The 17,176-nt window shown below is 57.3% G+C and carries 17 protein-coding genes; 8 read left to right on the top strand and 9 right to left on the bottom strand.

What is annotated here, in order from left to right; all coding sequences use genetic code 11:
* Positions 1-174: 174 nt before the first annotated feature.
* Positions 175-1,209 (bottom strand): AI-2E family transporter, encoded by a 1,035-nt coding sequence (locus ABLU88_RS06150; RefSeq protein WP_004119683.1) that lies wholly within the window; start codon positions 1,207-1,209, stop codon positions 175-177.
* A 525-nt stretch (positions 1,210-1,734) separates the two neighbouring features.
* On the opposite strand from ABLU88_RS06150, the gene mdtJ reads away from it, so the two are divergent.
* From mdtJ to ABLU88_RS06135, 3 genes are all read left to right on the top strand, one after another.
* Complete coding sequence (gene mdtJ / locus ABLU88_RS06145) at positions 1,735-2,097, top strand: multidrug/spermidine efflux SMR transporter subunit MdtJ (protein WP_004851286.1); 363 nt, start codon at positions 1,735-1,737, stop codon at positions 2,095-2,097.
* A complete protein-coding gene (mdtI, locus tag ABLU88_RS06140) occupies positions 2,084-2,413 on the top strand; it encodes a multidrug/spermidine efflux SMR transporter subunit MdtI (RefSeq protein ID WP_004851284.1) in 330 nt (109 codons plus the stop codon). Before mdtJ ends, mdtI begins: the two co-directional genes overlap by 14 nt.
* Positions 2,414-2,518: 105 nt before the next feature.
* Positions 2,519-4,675 (top strand): bifunctional diguanylate cyclase/phosphodiesterase, encoded by a 2,157-nt coding sequence (locus ABLU88_RS06135; protein ID WP_064377287.1) that lies wholly within the window; start codon positions 2,519-2,521, stop codon positions 4,673-4,675.
* A 4-nt stretch (positions 4,676-4,679) separates the two neighbouring features.
* Here the strand turns inward: ABLU88_RS06135 and ABLU88_RS06130 are convergent, their stop codons facing one another.
* On the bottom strand, positions 4,680-5,492 hold the full coding sequence (locus ABLU88_RS06130) for a serine protease (protein WP_014229539.1): 813 nt from the start codon (positions 5,490-5,492) through the stop codon (positions 4,680-4,682).
* 772 nt (positions 5,493-6,264) lie between these two features.
* Here ABLU88_RS06130 and ABLU88_RS06125 point away from each other — a divergent pair.
* Positions 6,265-6,591 (top strand): hypothetical protein, encoded by a 327-nt coding sequence (locus ABLU88_RS06125; RefSeq protein WP_348836222.1) that lies wholly within the window; start codon positions 6,265-6,267, stop codon positions 6,589-6,591.
* A 112-nt stretch (positions 6,592-6,703) separates the two neighbouring features.
* Here ABLU88_RS06125 and asr read toward each other — a convergent pair whose 3' ends face one another.
* Both asr and ABLU88_RS06115 read right to left on the bottom strand, forming a co-directional pair.
* Positions 6,704-7,129 (bottom strand): acid resistance repetitive basic protein Asr, encoded by a 426-nt coding sequence (gene asr, locus ABLU88_RS06120; RefSeq protein ID WP_348836221.1) that lies wholly within the window; start codon positions 7,127-7,129, stop codon positions 6,704-6,706.
* Between the two features lie 174 nt (positions 7,130-7,303).
* On the bottom strand, positions 7,304-8,791 hold the full coding sequence (locus ABLU88_RS06115) for a carboxypeptidase M32 (RefSeq protein ID WP_348836220.1): 1,488 nt from the start codon (positions 8,789-8,791) through the stop codon (positions 7,304-7,306).
* A gap of 300 nt (positions 8,792-9,091) precedes the next feature.
* Between ABLU88_RS06115 and ABLU88_RS06110 the strand changes: the two genes are divergently transcribed.
* Entirely contained in the window at positions 9,092-9,184 is a 93-nt protein-coding gene (locus tag ABLU88_RS06110) for a hypothetical protein (RefSeq protein WP_004851273.1), read from the top strand.
* Between the two features lie 35 nt (positions 9,185-9,219).
* On the opposite strand, the gene ABLU88_RS06105 is transcribed toward ABLU88_RS06110, so the two are convergent.
* A complete protein-coding gene (locus tag ABLU88_RS06105) occupies positions 9,220-10,470 on the bottom strand; it encodes an MFS transporter (RefSeq protein WP_014229535.1) in 1,251 nt (416 codons plus the stop codon).
* 118 nt (positions 10,471-10,588) lie between these two features.
* Here ABLU88_RS06105 and ABLU88_RS06100 point away from each other — a divergent pair, with 118 nt between their 5' ends.
* The 3 genes from ABLU88_RS06100 (at position 10,589) to bioD (ending at position 13,659) form a co-directional block, all read left to right on the top strand.
* Positions 10,589-11,482 (top strand): LysR family transcriptional regulator, encoded by an 894-nt coding sequence (locus ABLU88_RS06100; protein WP_025105786.1) that lies wholly within the window; start codon positions 10,589-10,591, stop codon positions 11,480-11,482.
* Positions 11,483-11,615: 133 nt separating this feature from the next.
* Entirely contained in the window at positions 11,616-12,836 is a 1,221-nt protein-coding gene (gene mlc / locus ABLU88_RS06095) for a sugar metabolism global transcriptional regulator Mlc (RefSeq protein ID WP_014229533.1), read from the top strand.
* A gap of 127 nt (positions 12,837-12,963) precedes the next feature.
* Positions 12,964-13,659 (top strand): dethiobiotin synthase, encoded by a 696-nt coding sequence (gene bioD / locus ABLU88_RS06090; protein ID WP_004851267.1) that lies wholly within the window; start codon positions 12,964-12,966, stop codon positions 13,657-13,659.
* Here bioD and clcB read toward each other — a convergent pair.
* From clcB to ABLU88_RS06070, 4 genes are all read right to left on the bottom strand, one after another.
* Complete coding sequence (gene clcB / locus ABLU88_RS06085) at positions 13,612-14,907, bottom strand: voltage-gated ClC-type chloride channel ClcB (RefSeq protein ID WP_014838621.1); 1,296 nt, start codon at positions 14,905-14,907, stop codon at positions 13,612-13,614. The two genes, bioD and clcB, sit on opposite strands and share 48 nt — an antisense overlap.
* A gap of 141 nt (positions 14,908-15,048) precedes the next feature.
* Positions 15,049-15,657 (bottom strand): Tat proofreading chaperone DmsD, encoded by a 609-nt coding sequence (dmsD, locus tag ABLU88_RS06080; RefSeq protein ID WP_025105784.1) that lies wholly within the window; start codon positions 15,655-15,657, stop codon positions 15,049-15,051.
* 40 nt (positions 15,658-15,697) lie between these two features.
* Complete coding sequence (locus ABLU88_RS06075) at positions 15,698-16,555, bottom strand: DmsC/YnfH family molybdoenzyme membrane anchor subunit (protein WP_025105783.1); 858 nt, start codon at positions 16,553-16,555, stop codon at positions 15,698-15,700.
* Position 16,556: 1 nt separating this feature from the next.
* Positions 16,557-17,174, bottom strand: coding sequence for a DMSO/selenate family reductase complex B subunit (locus ABLU88_RS06070; protein WP_348836219.1), 618 nt, complete (start codon positions 17,172-17,174; stop codon positions 16,557-16,559).
* Between the last annotated feature and the right edge of the window lie 2 nt (positions 17,175-17,176).

The following is a 17,176-nucleotide window of genomic DNA, read 5'->3' as shown; positions in this document are numbered from 1 at the left end:
CCGGTAGCCCGGACAGATGCGCCGCATCGCCTCCGGGGAAGTTCAGCGGCTCCGCGCTCTGCTCCCGGGGGCGGCGCAAAGCGCCTGCCCGGGCTACAGGTTAAGGGTCGTCTGCGGGCCGGTAGCCCGGACAGATGCGTCAGCATCGCCTCCGGGGAAGCGTGCGCAATGGCGTTAGTTTTTACTCAAATCACTCAGCAGAAAGGCAATACTTTGCCCGGCCACCGTCTGTTCGAGGGCGATTTTGACGATAATCGTCAACGGTACCGAGAGTAGCATACCCACCGGGCCCAGCAGCCAGCCCCAGAAGATCAATGACAGGAAGACCACCAGCGTCGACAGCCCCAGCCCGCGGCCCATAATGCGCGGTTCAAGAATATTGCCGAACACCAGGTTAATCACCAGATAGCCTGCCAGGACCACCAGCGCTTCGTACAGACCGCCAAACACCAGCACCTGCAGGATCGGCGGGATCGCCGCGAGCACCGAACCAATGTTGGGAATGTAGTTGAGCGCAAAGGCCAGCAGTCCCCACATAAAAGCAAAGCGGACGTCCAGCAGCACCAGCATTCCCCAGACCACCAGGCCGGTCACCAGGCTGATGGCGGTTTTTAACACCAGGTAGTGGGAGACGCTATCCAGCGCGCGCTGAATCGCGCCCATTCCCTCCACCGGCCGCGACATCAGCTGCTGCAGCTTCGCGGGAAGCTGCGGCACTTCCAGCAGCATAAAGACCACCGTCAGCAGCAGCAGGAAGATAGAGGACATCGCGTTGGAAAGCTGGGTGAGCAGGCCGGTCACCAGCGTCATCACCGCGTTGGGGTCAATATACTTGTTCAGCTCCACCACCGACACGGTAAAGCCGAAGCGCTGTAGCCAGGGCGCAACGGTCTGCATCGGTTCATAGAGATAATTACGGTACTGCGGCAGGGTGCGCGCAAGCTCGTTAAGCGACGTGCCGAGCGAGGCCAGCAGCACAACGGCCAGCAGGACAATCACGCCGACCAGGAGCGAAATAGCCAGCACCCGCGGTACCCGGCAGCGCACCATGAGCTGAACCAGCGGGTTTATCACCACCGCCAGAAAGATCGCCAGAACAAAAGGAACGATAATATCCGCCGCGAAGCGAATGCCTGTCAGGATGATAACCAGCATGCCGAGCATGATGACTATTTTTAAGCCGTTAAGCGTGATGATGGGTTTGGCCATACCGCTCCCTGCGAGAGAAAAAATGGGGTCTAATGTGAGTCATTGTAGACGTTGGCAAAGTCGGCGTCTCAGCGCGTCGCGTCCGCTAAAATGAAAAAAAACGACCAATTAATCAATAATGGCCGGAACGATATCATAATGGTGATTGCGATCGGAAAAAACTAATCCAAATCAAATACCAGAGGTAAAGAACTGCAAAGACTTTGAGTTAAATGTGGCGTTATGGTACAAATCTGCGTGTGTATAACTACAGAGGACAATTTTGATCCGCAAATGACGAGAAGCAATACCGCGGATAATTGTAATTTTATGGACAATCAGTTCAGGATGTATATTTCTTTTCACCCTGCAGTATCCCTCTCTCACTCCCGCTTTCTCGGCGAGCAGCACTGGCGCTCGGCGCTTTAGTCTTCTTCTCTCTGCCTGAGCTGGCGCGCTGCGCACGGCTAATTTAACGTCAGAATTTTTCCGGTTTACTTCTCTGTAAGCCGCCATGGATTATATTCTCAAGCAGGAGAAGGGATCATGTTTTATTGGATTTTATTAGCTTTAGCTATCGTTGCTGAAATTACCGGCACGTTGTCGATGAAATGGGCAAGCGTAAGCGGCGGCCATACTGGTTTTATTTTAATGCTGGTCATGATCGCGCTTTCTTATATTTTTCTGGCTTTCGCGGTGAAAAAAATCGCCCTCGGCGTGGCCTATGCCCTCTGGGAGGGGATCGGCATTTTACTGATCACTATCTTCAGCGTCCTGCTGTTTGATGAGACGCTGTCGACGATAAAAATCGCCGGCCTGGTGACCCTGGTCGCCGGGATTGTTTTGATTAAATCGGGGACGCAGAAAGCGGTGAAGCCGGGCAAGGAGAAAGCGCATGCAACAGTTTGAGTGGGTCCACGCCGCCTGGCTGGCGCTGGCGATTGCGCTGGAAATTTTGGCCAACGTTTTTCTGAAATTTTCCGACGGCTTTCGACGTAAATTCTACGGCATTATGTCGCTGGCGGCGGTCCTGGGCGCCTTTAGCGCGCTTTCGCAGGCGGTCAAAGGAATTGACCTGTCGGTGGCCTATGCGCTGTGGGGCGGTTTCGGTATCGCGGCGACCATTGCCGCCGGCTGGGTGCTGTTTGGCCAGCGGCTGAATCATAAAGGCTGGGCCGGTCTGCTTCTGCTGGTGGTCGGCATGGTGTTAATTAAACTCGCCTGATATGATGCCGCCTGTGAATGCGGGCGGCAAATTCTGCTCTCTGTATTACGCTTAAAAAAGAGCCAGTTCGGCGTATTTTGCTGCCGGCCGATATGAGGGCAGAACATGATTCATTTGCCAGGCTGGCGCAATATTCCCTCCGCCAGAACGCTGTCCATCATGATTGTCCTCGCCGGGATCGGCTTAATCGTGTCCATTGTTTCGCTTCTTTATCTCACCCAACACCTGATCGGCCTGAAAGCAAACGAAATTGATAAGCATCGTTCCGTGCTATCGGTGGATGGGGCGGTGCAGACCTCGGTGAACCGCGTGCTGTCGCTGGTGATGGATAACGCTATCTGGGATGATGCGGTGCATCAGACCTATGCCGACAGGCTCGATCCGCAATGGCTCTACAACTCATGGGGATCGGGTTTTAAAATCAATAATCTCTATGACGGCACTTTCGTACTCGACCAGCACTATCGGGTGCTGTGGGGATCGTTTCGCAGTGAGAGCTTTACCGAGCAGGATGCCCAATTCCTCGGCAACGGTTTTCGTGCGCTTATCTCGCAGCATGCCGCCGCGCTGCGCAGCGGTAAAAGCGCTTATGCCGGCATCACGCGAACCCGCGCCGGTATTGCGTTTATTGGTATTGGCCTGATTCGCCCGACGGCAGGGCGGCTACAGGTGCATGATGATACGCGTCGCTATCTGGCGATCACCCGCCATATCAACTCGCAAATGCTTGAGCGCCTGGGCGACACGTTTCAGATTCGCAACCTGCACGTCACGCCAGGCGGCGGTGAATACAGTATTCCGCTACGCACCCAGGCCGGGGAGATCGTGGGTTACCTGAGCTGGCAGCCGGGGCTTCCCGGCGCGGAAGCCGCGCGGGCGGCCTCCGACAGTATGCGGCTGATTGCCGCCGTGGCGGCTGGGCTGATCCTGCTGTTTATTCTCTTCAGCTACCTCGGGCTTTACAAGCTGGCGCGCGGCGAAAAGCTGGCGCGCGACAGTGCCATGACCGACTGGCTGAGCCGCCTGCCAAACCGACGGGCGCTGATCGAACGCCTTAACCAGGTGTGCGAAACCTCCCAACACCAAATGCAAAGCGTGGTATTTATCGATCTCGACGGCTTTAAGGATGTTAATGATAACTACGGCCATGACGTTGGCGATGCGCTGATTATTCATATCGCTAAAGAACTTCGGGAGCGCGTTCCGCCTGAAGGGATGCTGGCGCGTATGGGCGGCGATGAGTTCGCGATGACGGTAAGCGGCGAACAGGCGGTAAATCAGGCGCTGGCTTTTGCCTGGGCGGTACTGGAACTGTTAAAAGCGCCCGTTATCCTCAACGAGCGAAAAATTTATATCAGCGCCAGTATCGGTATCGCCAGCGGCCTCCCGGCAAGCTGCTCCAGCACCGAGCTTTTTCGCCGCGCTGATATTGCCATGTACCATTCGAAGAAAACCGGCAAAGGGCGCACGACCTGGTATGACGAAGCGCTCAGCGACGCGCGGCAGTATCAGCTGAATATCGAAAATGGCATTCGTCAGGGACTGGAGAACGAAGAGTTTGATGTCTGGTATCAGCCGATTGTCAACGCCGATACGCTGGTTATGGAAGGCGTGGAAGCGCTGCTGCGCTGGCCGCGGCGTCCTCAGGGGGCACTGCCGCCGGATGCGTTTATCGGTATCGCCGAAAGTAGCGGTTTGATCTACGCGCTTGGCCAGTTTGTGCTTGAACGCGCCTGTAGCGAACTGCAGCCACTGGACGATCTGCTGCTGTCGGTGAATATCTCCCCGGCGCAGTTCCGCGATCCGGAGTTTGAGTCGCGGGTGGTGCAGGTGCTGGGCCGCTGTCATTTCCCGGCCCGTCGGTTACAGCTCGAAGTCACGGAGAGCTACGTTCTGGAGAATCCCGAGCGGGCGAAGTCGGCCATTGAGAACTTAAGGGCGCTTGGCATCGCGGTGGCGCTCGATGATTTTGGCACCGGCTATTCCAGCATCGGCTATTTACGCAGCTTCAGCTTCGACAGTCTTAAAATCGACAAATCCCTGGCCGGGCTGGTGGATGTGGATACCCAGGCGGCGGAGCTGGTGCGCGGGACCGTCCGTATTGCCGGAGCGTTAGGCATCACGGTGGTGGCGGAGGGCGTTGAGAATCAGCAACAGCTGGCGCTGCTGCGGCGGGCGGGATGCGACAGATTGCAGGGTTTCTTCTTCAGTGAGCCGATGCCCGTCGCGTCGTTATTGCAGCTGCGCCAGCAGCAAGGCTGACCGCTTACTGGGCAGCCAGCGCTTCAAGCTTATCGCGAAAGCCGGTGACGGAGATGGCGCGGTTGTCCGCCCGCCAGCGATCTTTTGGTCCAGGCGCCGAACTCTGCACCGCAATCACCTGCCAGCCGTCGTCGGTTTTCAGCAGCAGCGGCGAGCCGCTATCCCCCGGCAGCGTATCGCACTGATGAGAGAGCACCGATGTCTGCGCCCAGCCGGTGACTACGCAATCCTGGTGGGTATAGAGATTATCCAGATGATCTTCCGGATAGCCAGACTGAGTCACTTTTCGTTCTGCGGTTTTTAGCGCGGCGGTCAGATCGGCTTTGCTGCCGCTAAAAATCGGCACCGGCGTAATGCCGGAAGGGGCGTAGCGCAGCACGATAAGGCCAAAATCCCACGGCGCCGCGGCGCTGGGAACTATCCAGCCATCGCCGTCCGCCTTAAGCCGTTTCCCCAGCGAAGGATCTACGCGGCCTTCAATACCGTGAATTTCGTACACCCAGCCGCCTTTACGCGAGATAAAACGCAGCGCGACGGGTTTATCCGGTTTGCCTTTGGGCGGCGTGAGCAGGCAGTGCCCGGCGGTGAGCGCCAGATTGGGGGCGATAAGCGTGGCGGTACAGAGATTACCGCTGGCGGTTTCCAGTTGCCCAATCGCATCCCAGGGATCGTCCGTGGGGTTGCTGACCGGTTTTCGGTCGTCGTGACCAAAAAACAGCGTCTTAATATCTTTTGCACTCATGCCATCATCGTCGGCCTGGACCAGCGCTGGAAACAGGGAAATTGAACACAGTAATAACAGGACGTCTCTACGCATATCACTCTCTGGGGAGATAATTATGTATATTGAAAGTAGCAGCAGATTTAAGTTTATGAAAGTTAAGAATAATTTTAATTAAGCCAGGCGGCAGGCGAAATCAGCAAAAAACGCCAGTCGCTTACGGATGAATGGCGTGAATTCAATATGTTAACGCCATTTTCCTGCGGCGTTATTTCCGCAGAAAAGGGCAGCGGAAGCAACATAAATCGTGTATCCGAACGTACAACCGGCGGGTGCCGAATAAAGGATTTGCGGTTCAGCTTTTTCTCAAGGCAGTTAATGGCGAAAACGGCCAATATCACGCAAAAAAAGAGATATCTTCACAGGAAAATCGGACTTCTTTACCTGTTTATCACTTACTTTCAAAGCGAAACATTTTCTCACCGAAAACGTTGTTATTGCTATCACCTTGTTGAGCAAACAGAGATGTTATCCCGGCGATGATATCTGCAATGTCAAACACCCGATGTACGGGAGGATTTATGTCTAAACAAGGTATTCGCGCATTGGTTTACGTTTCGCTGGTATCAGCAATGATTTGGGGCGCGACGGGCTATCTGCTGGTGACGGCGGTTCACGTTCTTTAATCCGCGGCCTCATCGTGGCGGAACCAGGCAGGTTTAAGCGGCGGGCTGAGCGCGTTTTGCGGCCAGCGCCGCCCGTACCGGCGTTTGATTGATAGATAAATCCCCGGGCAGGCCGCCGGTGTTCTCGTCAGCAAAATCTTCGTCCCTTACATTTTATCTTCCGGGCGCTAACGCTGCCGGTAATGTTGCGTGAAGGTGCCGTTGCGCAGCAGGTAACAACAAAGCGTAGCGGGGTGATGGCAGGTTTGGCGACCGCATTAAGCGACCCCAACGATATTCTCTTTTTTTCGCAGTCTATTCATATCGCCGACGGTATCGGCTGCTGTCTGGGGCTGTTGACGGCGGTGTGGGTGCGTATCGACCGGAGCGTGCTTTCGCTTGATATTCTGGCGGTTCGTCGTTGGCTAGCGGCGCGTTACGTCAAACGTTTGACGACGGTCTCGGCGACAACCTGTGGCAGCAATAGGTTTAGTAAAGAAAAAAACGGCTGGCGACCAGCGCGCAGATAATCAGCAGGATCAGGATGAGCTCAAAACGATAGCGCCGCAGCATGGTGCTCTCCAGAAAAAAACGGCGCTGAAGCCAGCGCCGATATCATATCACATCGCTTAACCCGGGAGATTAAGCAGCCGGTTGTGCAGCTGGTTTAGCGGTATGATGTTTGGTGGTTTTGTGGTGTTTTTTCGCTGCCTGTGCTTTCTGAGCTACTGGTTTAGCAGCGGCTTTTTTGTGTTTCTTAGCGGCCTGAGCTTTCTGGGTGGCAGCCGGTTTAGCTTCTGCTTTTTTGTGCTTTTTAGCGGCCTGCGCTTTCTGGGTGGCAGCGGGTTTAGCGGCTGCTTTTTTGTGCTTTTTCGCAGCCTGTGCTTTCTGCTCAGCAGCCGGTTTCGCAGCGGCGGTATGGTGTTTCTTGTTGTGGGTCGCTTTAGCGGTGGTGCTGTGAGTTGCAGCAGCCGGCGCCGGAGTCGTGGTGGTGGCAGCATCGGCAGCGAAAGCAACAGAAGACAGACCCATTGCAGCGGCAACGACCAGAGCTAATACTTTTTTCATTCTGATATCCTCGAAAAGGTTTCTTGTTTCAACCCCACTGCGGGGCCGTTGAAAGAACTATATGCCTGTCTTATCGAGGTTTCCGTGAGTGTTTGGTATCGGCGTGTAACCATATGTACAACGCGCTGCTACAACAATGGGACACGGCGTCGGGCGCGGCCCGACGCCGGTGATTTACAGATAACGCGAGGTAAGGTGCTGGCGGAAATAGTCGCTGTTAAGGTCTTCTCCGGTTGCATGCTGAATCAGCTGCGAGGTGGTAAAACGGCTACCGTGCTGCCAGATATTTTGCCGCAGCCAGTCAAACAGGGCGCTGAAGTTACCGTTGGCGATATCGCTTTCCAGCTGCGGCAGCGCCCGTCTGGCGGAAGCCATCAGCTGAGCGGCGTACATCGCGCCAAGCGTGTAGGAAGGGAAATAGGCAAAACCGCCGTCGGTCCAGTGGATATCCTGCATACAGCCGTCGCGATAGTTGCCGAGGGTGGAAAGTCCCAGCCAGTGCTGCATTTTTTCATCCCACAGCGCCGGAATATCCTCGACCTCAATATCGCCATCAATCAGCGCGCGTTCAATTTCGTAGCGCAGAATAACGTGTGCCGGATAGCTCACTTCGTCAGCGTCGACGCGGATAAAGCCCGGCTTGACGCGCTGATTCCATGCGATGAAGTTTTCGCGGCTAAAGGCCGGCTGTTCGCCAAAGTACTGGCGTACCGTTGGCAGCAGACGCTGCAGGAAGGCGTCGCTACGGCCAAGCTGCATCTCGAAAAACAGGCTTTGCGATTCATGGATCGCCGTGGAGCGGGCGAGGGCAATGGGCTGATCGAGCCAGTTGCGCGGCAGGTTTTGTTCATAGCGCGCGTGGCCGGTTTCGTGAATGACGCCAAACAGCGCGCTGAGCAGGTCGTTTTCGTTGTAGCGCGTGGTGATACGGACGTCCTGGGGCACGCCGCCACAGAACGGGTGGGCGCTGATATCCAGGCGTCCGCCGTCAAAATCAAATCCCAGCACGCGCATCGCCTCCAGCCCCAGCTCGCGCTGGTCGGCAATCGGAAACGGCCCTTGAGGTTCGATGAGCGGCGTTTGCGCCTGCTTCTCAACCACCTTCTCCAGCAGCGAAGGAAGCCAGGATTTCAGGTCCGCGAACAGCACGTCAAGACGGGCGCTGGTCATATCGGGTTCAAAAATATCCAGCAGCGCGTCGTAGCGGGAACCGCCTTTTGCCGCAGCCCGAATCTGCGCCTCTTCGCGACTCAGTTTGACGACGTCACGCAGGTTCTCGGCAAAACCCTGCCAGTCGTTCGCCGGACGCTGGCTGCGCCAGGCGTGCTCGCAGCGGCTACCTGCCAGCGATTTCGCTTCCACCAGGCTTTCCGGCAGCAGCGCCGCCTGTTCGTACTGGCGGGTCATTTCGCGCAGGTTGGCCTGTTCCACATCATTTAGCTCTTCCTGAAGCGCATTCTGCAGCCATTCACCCACTTTTTTATCGGTCAGGATCTGATGCTGCAAAACGCCAAGCTCGGCCAGCGCTTCGCCGCGGGCCGCGCTGCCGCCGGGGGGCATCATGGCGAACATATCCCAGCCGGCGATGGCGGAAAGATGCGAAAAGCGGGAGAGTCGCTGGAAGGTGCGGGTAAGCTGATGATAATTTTTATTTTCGGTCATGTTTACACTCTGACGGTGGCAAGTGAACAAAAGCTTTTTCGTGGGCCTACACTATCGCGATCCGCCGGTGGGGTCGAGGGATGCGGGCGCTTTCGACATAAATCACCCCGACGTTAATGGGAAATTGCCCACAGCGTCGGCTTGCCCGCTCGACGCAAGCATCAGCATAATGTAGTGATTAATCGATTGCGTATTTTATGTTTGGCTCGAAATAATCCAGATGTGCGTAAAGTAGCAGACGCTTTCTCTGAACTACGGCTAAACTTAATGCAGGCACAGGCCGCCGATGCGAGGTGGATTATGAATCCGTTTACCTGGCTGTTTATAGCACTGCTTTCCGTCGATGCCGTTAGAGAACTGTTGGGAATGTCGTCGGTACTGGGGATGTGGTGAAGAGCGTGGCCCGTTTCAGGCCACGTTAATCTGCGTTATTTCAGTCGCTTGTGTAAACACGCGCCGGTGAGCAGCGCCGCCAGCAGCATCAGCGCGATAAACCCACCTACGCCGTTCCAGCCGTAGTTATGCCAGAATACGCCGCCTAACGTCCCCGCCATGCTGGAACCCAGATAGTAGCTGAATAAATAGAGCGATGACGCCTGGCCGCGGGCACGACGCGCGCGCGGGCCAATCCAGCTGCTGGCCACCGAGTGGGCCGCGAAGAAACCCGCGGAAAACAGCAGCATGCCGATAAAAATCAGCCACAGCGACGAGAACAGGGTCAGCAGCAGGCCACCGAGCATCACCGCAGTCGAGAACAGCAGCACCGGGCCGCGACCGTAGCGAACGGTCATGGCCCCGGCTTTCGGCGAACTCCAGGTACCGGTCAAATAGGCCACCGATAGCAGGCCAACGACCGCCTGGCTGAGGGACCACGGCGAAAGCATCAGGCGGTAACCGATATAGTTAAACAGCGTCACGAATGACCCCATTAACAAGAAACCCTCAAGAAACAGCAGCGGCAGCCCGCGATCGCGCCAGTGCAGGCGGAAGTTGATCAGCAGCGATTTTGGCCGCAGCGAGGTTGGACGGAAGTGGCGCGATTCCGGCAGGATGCGCCAGAACATCAGCGCGGCCGCCAGCGCGAAGCCGCTAATGACCGCCAGCGCTATCCGCCAGCCGAAGAAATCGGTAAATACCCCCGTCAGCAGACGGCCGCTCATGCCGCCAATGGAGTTTCCGCTGATATAAAGACCCATTGAGAACGCCACCACGCTGGGGTGAATCTCTTCGCTCAGATAGGTCATGCCGACCGCCGCCACGCCGCTCAGCGACAGGCCGATCAGGGCGCGCATCATCAGGATCCCATGCCAGCTGGACATCATCGTCGACAGCAGTGAGCAGCAGGAGGCTAGCACCAGCGCGGTAACCATCACCTGTTTGCGGCCAATGGCGTCGGACAGCGGACCGGTAAACAGCAGGCCGACCGCCAGCATCGCCGTGGAAATCGACAGCGAGATACTGCTGCTGGCCGGTGAGACGCCGAATTCACTGGAGAGCACCGGGAGGATCGGCTGGACGCAATAAAGCAGCGCGAACGTCGCCAGTCCGGCAGAAAAGAGGGCGAGAGTGACGCGAATAAATTGCGGAGTACCGCGTTTGATAAACTGGTTTGGCTGAGGAGCGATGATGTCGCTGACGTCGTTTGCCGGGGCGGTGTCAACGGTAGTTGTACGACTCACGGAAAAATCCTTGCTGATATACAGAGAGTTAAGTGACCGCAATGGCCACTTATTCAGGGTATGAAAATGTAAATATTCTGTCTAATATATTAATAATCTCAAATAAGACGTTTTAAATATGAATATTGAACTGCGCCATCTGCGCTATTTTATTGCCGTGGCGGAAGAGCTCCATTTTGGCCATGCGGCGGCGCGGTTAAATATCTCTCAGCCGCCGCTTAGCCAGCAGATTCAAATCCTTGAACAGCAAATTGGCGCGCGTCTGTTTGCTCGTACTAATCGCAGCGTCAGCCTGACCGAAGCCGGAAGGCAGTTTCTCGCCGATAGCCGGCAGATCCTCTCGCAGGTCGATGATGCTGCCGCGCGCGCGGCTCGGCTTCACCACGGCGAAACCGGCGAGCTGCGCATTGGATTTACCTCATCGGCCCCCTTTATCAAGGCGGTTTCCGACACGCTGTCGACCTTTCGCCGCCGCTATCCCGATGTACATATTCAGACGCGGGAAACCAACACGCGCGAGCAGATTGTGCCGCTGAACGAGGGCGCGCTGGATCTGGGACTGATGCGTAATACCCAGCTGCCGGATACCCTGGTCTGGGAAAGAGTGCTGCGCGAACCGCTGCTGGCGATGGTGCCCCGCGATCATCCGCTGGCCAGCAAGCCGCGCGTAAGCCTGCGGGAACTGGCGCGGGAGCCGTTCGTGTTTTTCGATCCCCATGTGGGTACCGGGCTGTATGACGACATTCTGGGCTTGATGCGCCGCTACGACCTGACGCCAGCCATCACCCAGGAGGTGGGGGAGGCAATGACGATTATCGGCCTGGTGGCCGCCGGGCTTGGCGTGTCGATTTTACCGGCGTCCTTCAGGCGGGTCCAGCTGTTGGAAATGTGCTGGCTGCCGATCGAAGAGCAGGACGCGGTGTCGGAAATGTGGCTGGTGTGGTCGAAGCATCACGAACAGGGGCAAGCGGCCCGGCGTTTTCGTGAATCGCTGCTTGCCAGCGCCACATGAGACATTTAGGACAAATAACGGCTAAAAATGTGCGGTAAATCACAAGGCTAAGCAAAAATTTGACGAGTACCGTTGAAGTGCTTCACCATAGCCATCAGTTTATTTCGAAGCGCGAAAATAAAGGGAGTCAACGGTGGTAGCGGACAGTCAGCCAGGCCATATCGATCAAATTAAGCAGACCAACGCGGGCGCGGTTTATCGCCTGATTGATCAGCTTGGCCCGGTGTCGCGCATCGACCTCTCGCGCTTCGCGCAGCTGGCCCCTGCCAGCATCACCAAAATCGTCCGCGAAATGCTGGAAGCGCATCTGGTCCAGGAGACGGAAATCCAGGAGCCAGGGAGCCGGGGAAGGCCTGCCGTTGGCTTGATGGTGGAAACCGAAGCCTGGCACTACCTCTCTATCCGCATCAGCCGCGGCGAGATCCACCTCGCGCTACGGGATTTAAGCAGCGCGCTGGTGGTGGAAGAGCAGCTGGAACTGGCGTTACAGCACGTTCAGCCCTTCGCGAGCCGGCTGCTCGATCAGGTTGACCAGTTCTTTATTCGTCACCAAAAGAAGCTGGAGCGTTTAACCGCCATCGCCGTCACCATGCCGGGGATCATCGATACCGAGCACGGTATCATCCACCGGATGCCGTTTTATGAAGACGTTAAGGACATGCCGCTGGGCGAAATCTTAGCCAATCATACCGGCGTATCGGTTTACATTCAGCACGATATCAGCGCCTGGACCATGGCCGAATCGCTGTTTGGCGCCTCCCGGGGAGCGCGAGATGTGATTCAGGTGGTGATCGACCATAACGTTGGCGCGGGCGTGATCACCGACGGTCGTCTGCTGCACGCGGGCAGCAGCAGTCTGGTCGAAATCGGCCACACCCAGGTCGACCCGTATGGTAAACGCTGCTATTGCGGTAACCATGGCTGTCTGGAAACCATTGCCAGCGTGGAGAGCGTGCTGGAACTGGCGCAGATCCGCATGGCAAAGTCGATGAGCTCAATGCTGCATCAGCAGCCGCTGAGCGTTGAATGGCTATGTCAGGCCGCGCTGCAGGGGGATTTACTGGCGCGGGACATTATCAGCGGCGTCGGGAACCACGTTGGACGGATTCTGGCGATTATGGTTAACCTCTTTAACCCGCAGAAAATCCTTATCGGCTCTCCCTTCAATCTCGCCGCGGATATTCTGTTTCCGGCAATATCTGATTGTATTCGACAACAATCGTTACCAGCCTACAGCCGACATATTGCCGTGGAAAGCACCCAGTTTTCTAACCGGGGAACGATGGCTGGCGCGGCCCTGGTAAAGGATGCCCTCTATAACGGATCGCTGCTGATACGACTGTTACAGGGTTAACATTTTTTCATATTCACACCAAAAATTGCGCTATCTCAAGCTGGCTTCCGGCAGCATCGCGTAGACTTTTTCCACAGTTGATTATTTCTCTCCCGTATATTTCATCAACATAACTGTGGGGTTAGTGATGTTTAAGCGTTTCTTCATAACAGGTACTGACACCGCTGTCGGCAAGACGGTGGTTTCCCGTGCGCTGTTGCAGGCACTGGCTGCCAGCGGCAAAAGCGTCGCCGGGTACAAGCCTGTGGCGAAGGGCAGTAAAGAGACGCCGGACGGACTGCGGAACAAAGATGCGCTGGTCTTACAGAGCGTGTCATCGCTGGTGTTACCGTATGAAGCTGTCAATCCCATCGCGTTAAGCGAAGATGAAAGCAGCGTGGCGCACAGTTGCCCGATCAACTACGGACTGCTGTCGGATGGTCTCCAGCGCCTCAGCGGCCAGGTTGAACATGTGGTGGTTGAAGGTACCGGCGGCTGGCGCAGCCTGATGAACGACCTGCGTCCGCTTTCGGAATGGGTGGTGCAGGAACAGCTGCCGGTGTTAATGGTCGTCGGCATTCAGGAAGGCTGTATCAATCATGCTCTGCTGACCGCGCAGGCGATTGCCAACGACGGCCTGCCGCTGATCGGCTGGGTGGCCAACCGGATTAACCCAGGCCTGGCGCATTATGCTGAAATCATCGAGGTGCTGAGCAAAAAGCTGCCGGCGCCGCTGATCGGTGAACTGCCTTACTTACCGCGCGCGGAGCAGCGTGAACTGAGCCAGTATATCGACTTATCGATACTCGGCGAGGTGATGGCGGTAGATAGAATCCCGGCGTAACGTCCGCGACAGCACCGACGCCAGTACGCTGGCAATCAGTAAACCGGGCAGTAAAACGTATTGTCCGGTCATTTCACAAATCATCAGCGTGGACATAATCGGCGCGTGGGTGGTGGCTGCCAGAAACGCCGCCATGCCGGTTAAGCCAACCACTATCGCGATAGCCTGGTAATCAGGTAGCCATAGTCCGGTCAGGCTGGCGAACAGCATGCCAATCCCCAGCCCAACAAACAGCGTTGGGGTAAAAACGCCGCCCGGCGCGCCGGAACCGCTGCTGGCCAGCACGGCGAGCAGCTTGCAGACAAACACCACAATCATGGCGCTGAAGAGCGGCGGCGAAAGAAGATAGCTTTGCACAACGCTATAGCCATTTCCCCAGACGGCCGGCGCGAGCAGCGACAGCAGACCGACGATAAGTCCGCCCAGCGCCAGCTGCCACGGAGGCGACAGGCGCAGCCGGACAAAGCACCGGTGGCTATAGCTCATCAGCCAGATAAACAGCGGCCCGCAAAGCCCGGCCAGCAGCGCCGTCGCCAGCATCAGCGCATAGTGCGTCGCGCTCAGGGTTTCGTGGAATTCAACGTGATACAGCGGAGCCGAATCGCCGTTCAGCAGATTGGTCAGCAGCAGGGCCACCACCGCGGCAATCACCACCGGGCCAAGCGAAGCCAGCATCAGGGTACCGAATAAGATCTCGGCGATAAACAGGCTCCCGGCCAGCGGAGCGTGGTAAGCGCTGGCCATCCCGGCGGCGGCACCGCAGGCTACCCATAGCTTCCACTCTTCTTTTGGCGTAAAGCGGCGGGCGAACAGCGACGCGGCCAGCGCCGCCAGCAGGATCATCGCCCCCTCGCGACCGATGGCGCTGCCGGTCGTCACCACCAGCAGAGAGGCCAGCGATTTTACCAGGCTGGCTGGCGTATCAAACACACCGTCGCCGGTCTCGAGCGCTTCCATATAGTCGGTTGGCGCACGGGGCCGCGCAAGGGTGCGGCGCTGCCAGAGCCAGAGCAGGGCGCCAGCCGCAAGGCCGCCAAGCGCGGGCGTCAGCAACCGACGCCATGGTGGCAACGACTCGGCGGCGTTCACCAGGCTTCCGCTGTCATTGCTCAGAAACAGGCTTTCCAGACCGGTCATCGCATGGCGAAACAGGGCAACCGCGAGCGCGGCGAGGACGCCGACCAGCATGGCGATAATCATGCGGCGAAACATAACCTGAACATCAGGATAAGCGTGAAGACGATGCATCAGCGAATTCGGTTAACGGGGAATGGGGCTTATTTTTACCGGGAATAAGCATAGACGCAAAAGCGATAAGTGCGAAAGAGGCTAAAGGTGACGTTGTCACGAAATGCGTTATGCCCGGCGGGCGGGCATAACGTCAGGGCATTAGCGGTAGAGCGGCTTATCCGCGACCGCGCAGGGCAGCCGCGCCTGCCATCGCGTCAGCGTTTCTTGCGCCAGCTGACCAAGAGCCTGATAAAAAGGGTTTCCCGCCCCGGCAATAAACACGCTCAGAAAGCGGCCCGACCACGGGAGAAGATGCCAGGCCAGAAGCTGGTTAAATGCCTCATCCTGACCGGATTCACAAAGCCAGGCCGCCAGCAGCAGCAGCGTACCGAAGTGGTCTTCCGGTTCAGCGCGTTGCTCAGACAAACCGATGCCGTTAGCCCGCATCCACTCGCGCAGCGCCAGCGTAGAGTCGCCAAACAGCACGCTTTCTTTATCCAGCCAGACGGAGCCCCACGGCGGCGCAGGCAGCGCCCACGGGCCGATGAACAGCCGCTGCCAGGCGTCCGCCAGCGGTTCATCGTCTTCGAGAGCGAACTGCGCCGCCAGGCCGTTCGCGACCGGCCAGGGCCACTGACTTTGCCAGCTGCCGTCGCGCAGGGCGGCAACCAGCGGAGCAGCCTGCTCGCTGCCCGGAGCATAAGAGAACAACGCCCCCAGCGTACGGGCGCTGAGTGCGACGGCATCGCGGTCTTGCGATTGCATCATATCTATTCCTTACTGCAGAGGGTACCGCGGCACCCATTCATTAACCGGCAATCGCCGTACCGACGGTCATATGTAGGCCATAAAACAGGCCGCGACCGATAAACTCGCCGAGTAATACCAGTATCAGTCCGAGCAGCAGGCTGGCGATGCGCGGGTTTTTCTTTCTTGCCAGCGGGCAGATCCAGCAGCCAAGGCCCAGCGCCAAAAATGCTAAACGCAGGATTTGTAGCCAGCCGTAGTTTGGCAGCAGGGCGCTGGCCTGCTGCACGGAACTGCGGATCTCCGCCAGTTCGCTGTTCTGCAAAATGACCACGGCCAGGCTTGCCAGCAGCGCGAGGACGCTCATCGACGCGAAGACCGTGCCGTTAAAAGGCACGTTGGCTACCCGCAGCAGCAGGGCGGCGAAAAGCGGCCCGCACAGCACCATCGTCAGGAAGAAGGCGGCGGTGGTGTAGGCATTATACCAGGTCGGCACGGTATTAATTTGATAGACCAGGGTCATCTCCAGGACGAACAGGCAGCCGAGCAGCATGGTGAGCAGAAGCCAGGCCTTGGCCAGGATTGCCGGCATTTTGCCGAGAAACGTCAGCAGCCACCAGACTCCTCCGACGGCGAAAAACAGCGCGCCGCTGGCGATTTCATTACTTAACGCCGATGCGCCGACCCGGGTAAGAGAGTTAAATGCCCGCAGCGGCGAGCCGAGGTGGATAATCGACGCCAGAAAGCCAATCCCCATGACCAGCCAGATAAAAAACATGCAGCGCACCAGGCGCTGCCGGGCTTCGGAGTTATTATTCAGCGAAAGCCAGCCGAGCCCGCTGACGATTATCGCCCCTGCAACGCTTTGCCCCAGCACCGTAAACAGCACCAGCGGCCATTCATGCCATCCATTTCCCATTTTACACCTCCTTCGGATTGGCCAGATAGCCGGTGGTATCACCGCACGGACGCGAGTTGGCGTTCGGTTTGATCGCGATACTCGGCCTGGTGAAGTGCGCGGACGGCAGCGGGGCGACGGCGGCAAGCTGACCGTGCTTTTCGCGCAGTTCTTCGATGGGACCAAAGTCGAGCGCCCGCAGCGGGCAGGACTCGACGCAAATCGGCTTTTTACCCTCGGCGACCCGGTCATAGCAGCCGTCGCATTTGGTCATATGGCCCTTTGCCGAGTTGTACTGCGGCGCGCCGTACGGGCAGGCCATATGGCAGTAGCGACAGCCGATGCATACCTCTTCGTTCACCACCACAAAGCCGTCATCGCGCTTGTGCATGGCGCCGCTGGGGCACACTTTCGTGCAGGCCGGGTCTTCGCAGTGGTTGCAGGCGATGGACAGGTAATAGGCGAAGACGTTTTGCTGCCACACGCCGTTGTCCTCCTGCCAGTCGCCGCCCGCGTATTCGTAGATGCGGCGAAAGCTCACGTCAGGCGTGAGGTTTTTATAATCCTTGCAGGCCAGCTCGCAGGTTTTACAGCCGGTGCAGCGGGCGGAATCGATAAAAAATCCATACTGAGCGCTCATGG

It is taken from the genome of Klebsiella sp. GW_Kp182 (genome assembly GCF_040062275.1).
GTDB lineage: Bacteria > Pseudomonadota > Gammaproteobacteria > Enterobacterales > Enterobacteriaceae > Klebsiella > Klebsiella michiganensis.
The sequence above is the reverse complement of the archived record's forward strand: the minus strand, read 5'-3'. Positions and strand labels throughout refer to the sequence as shown.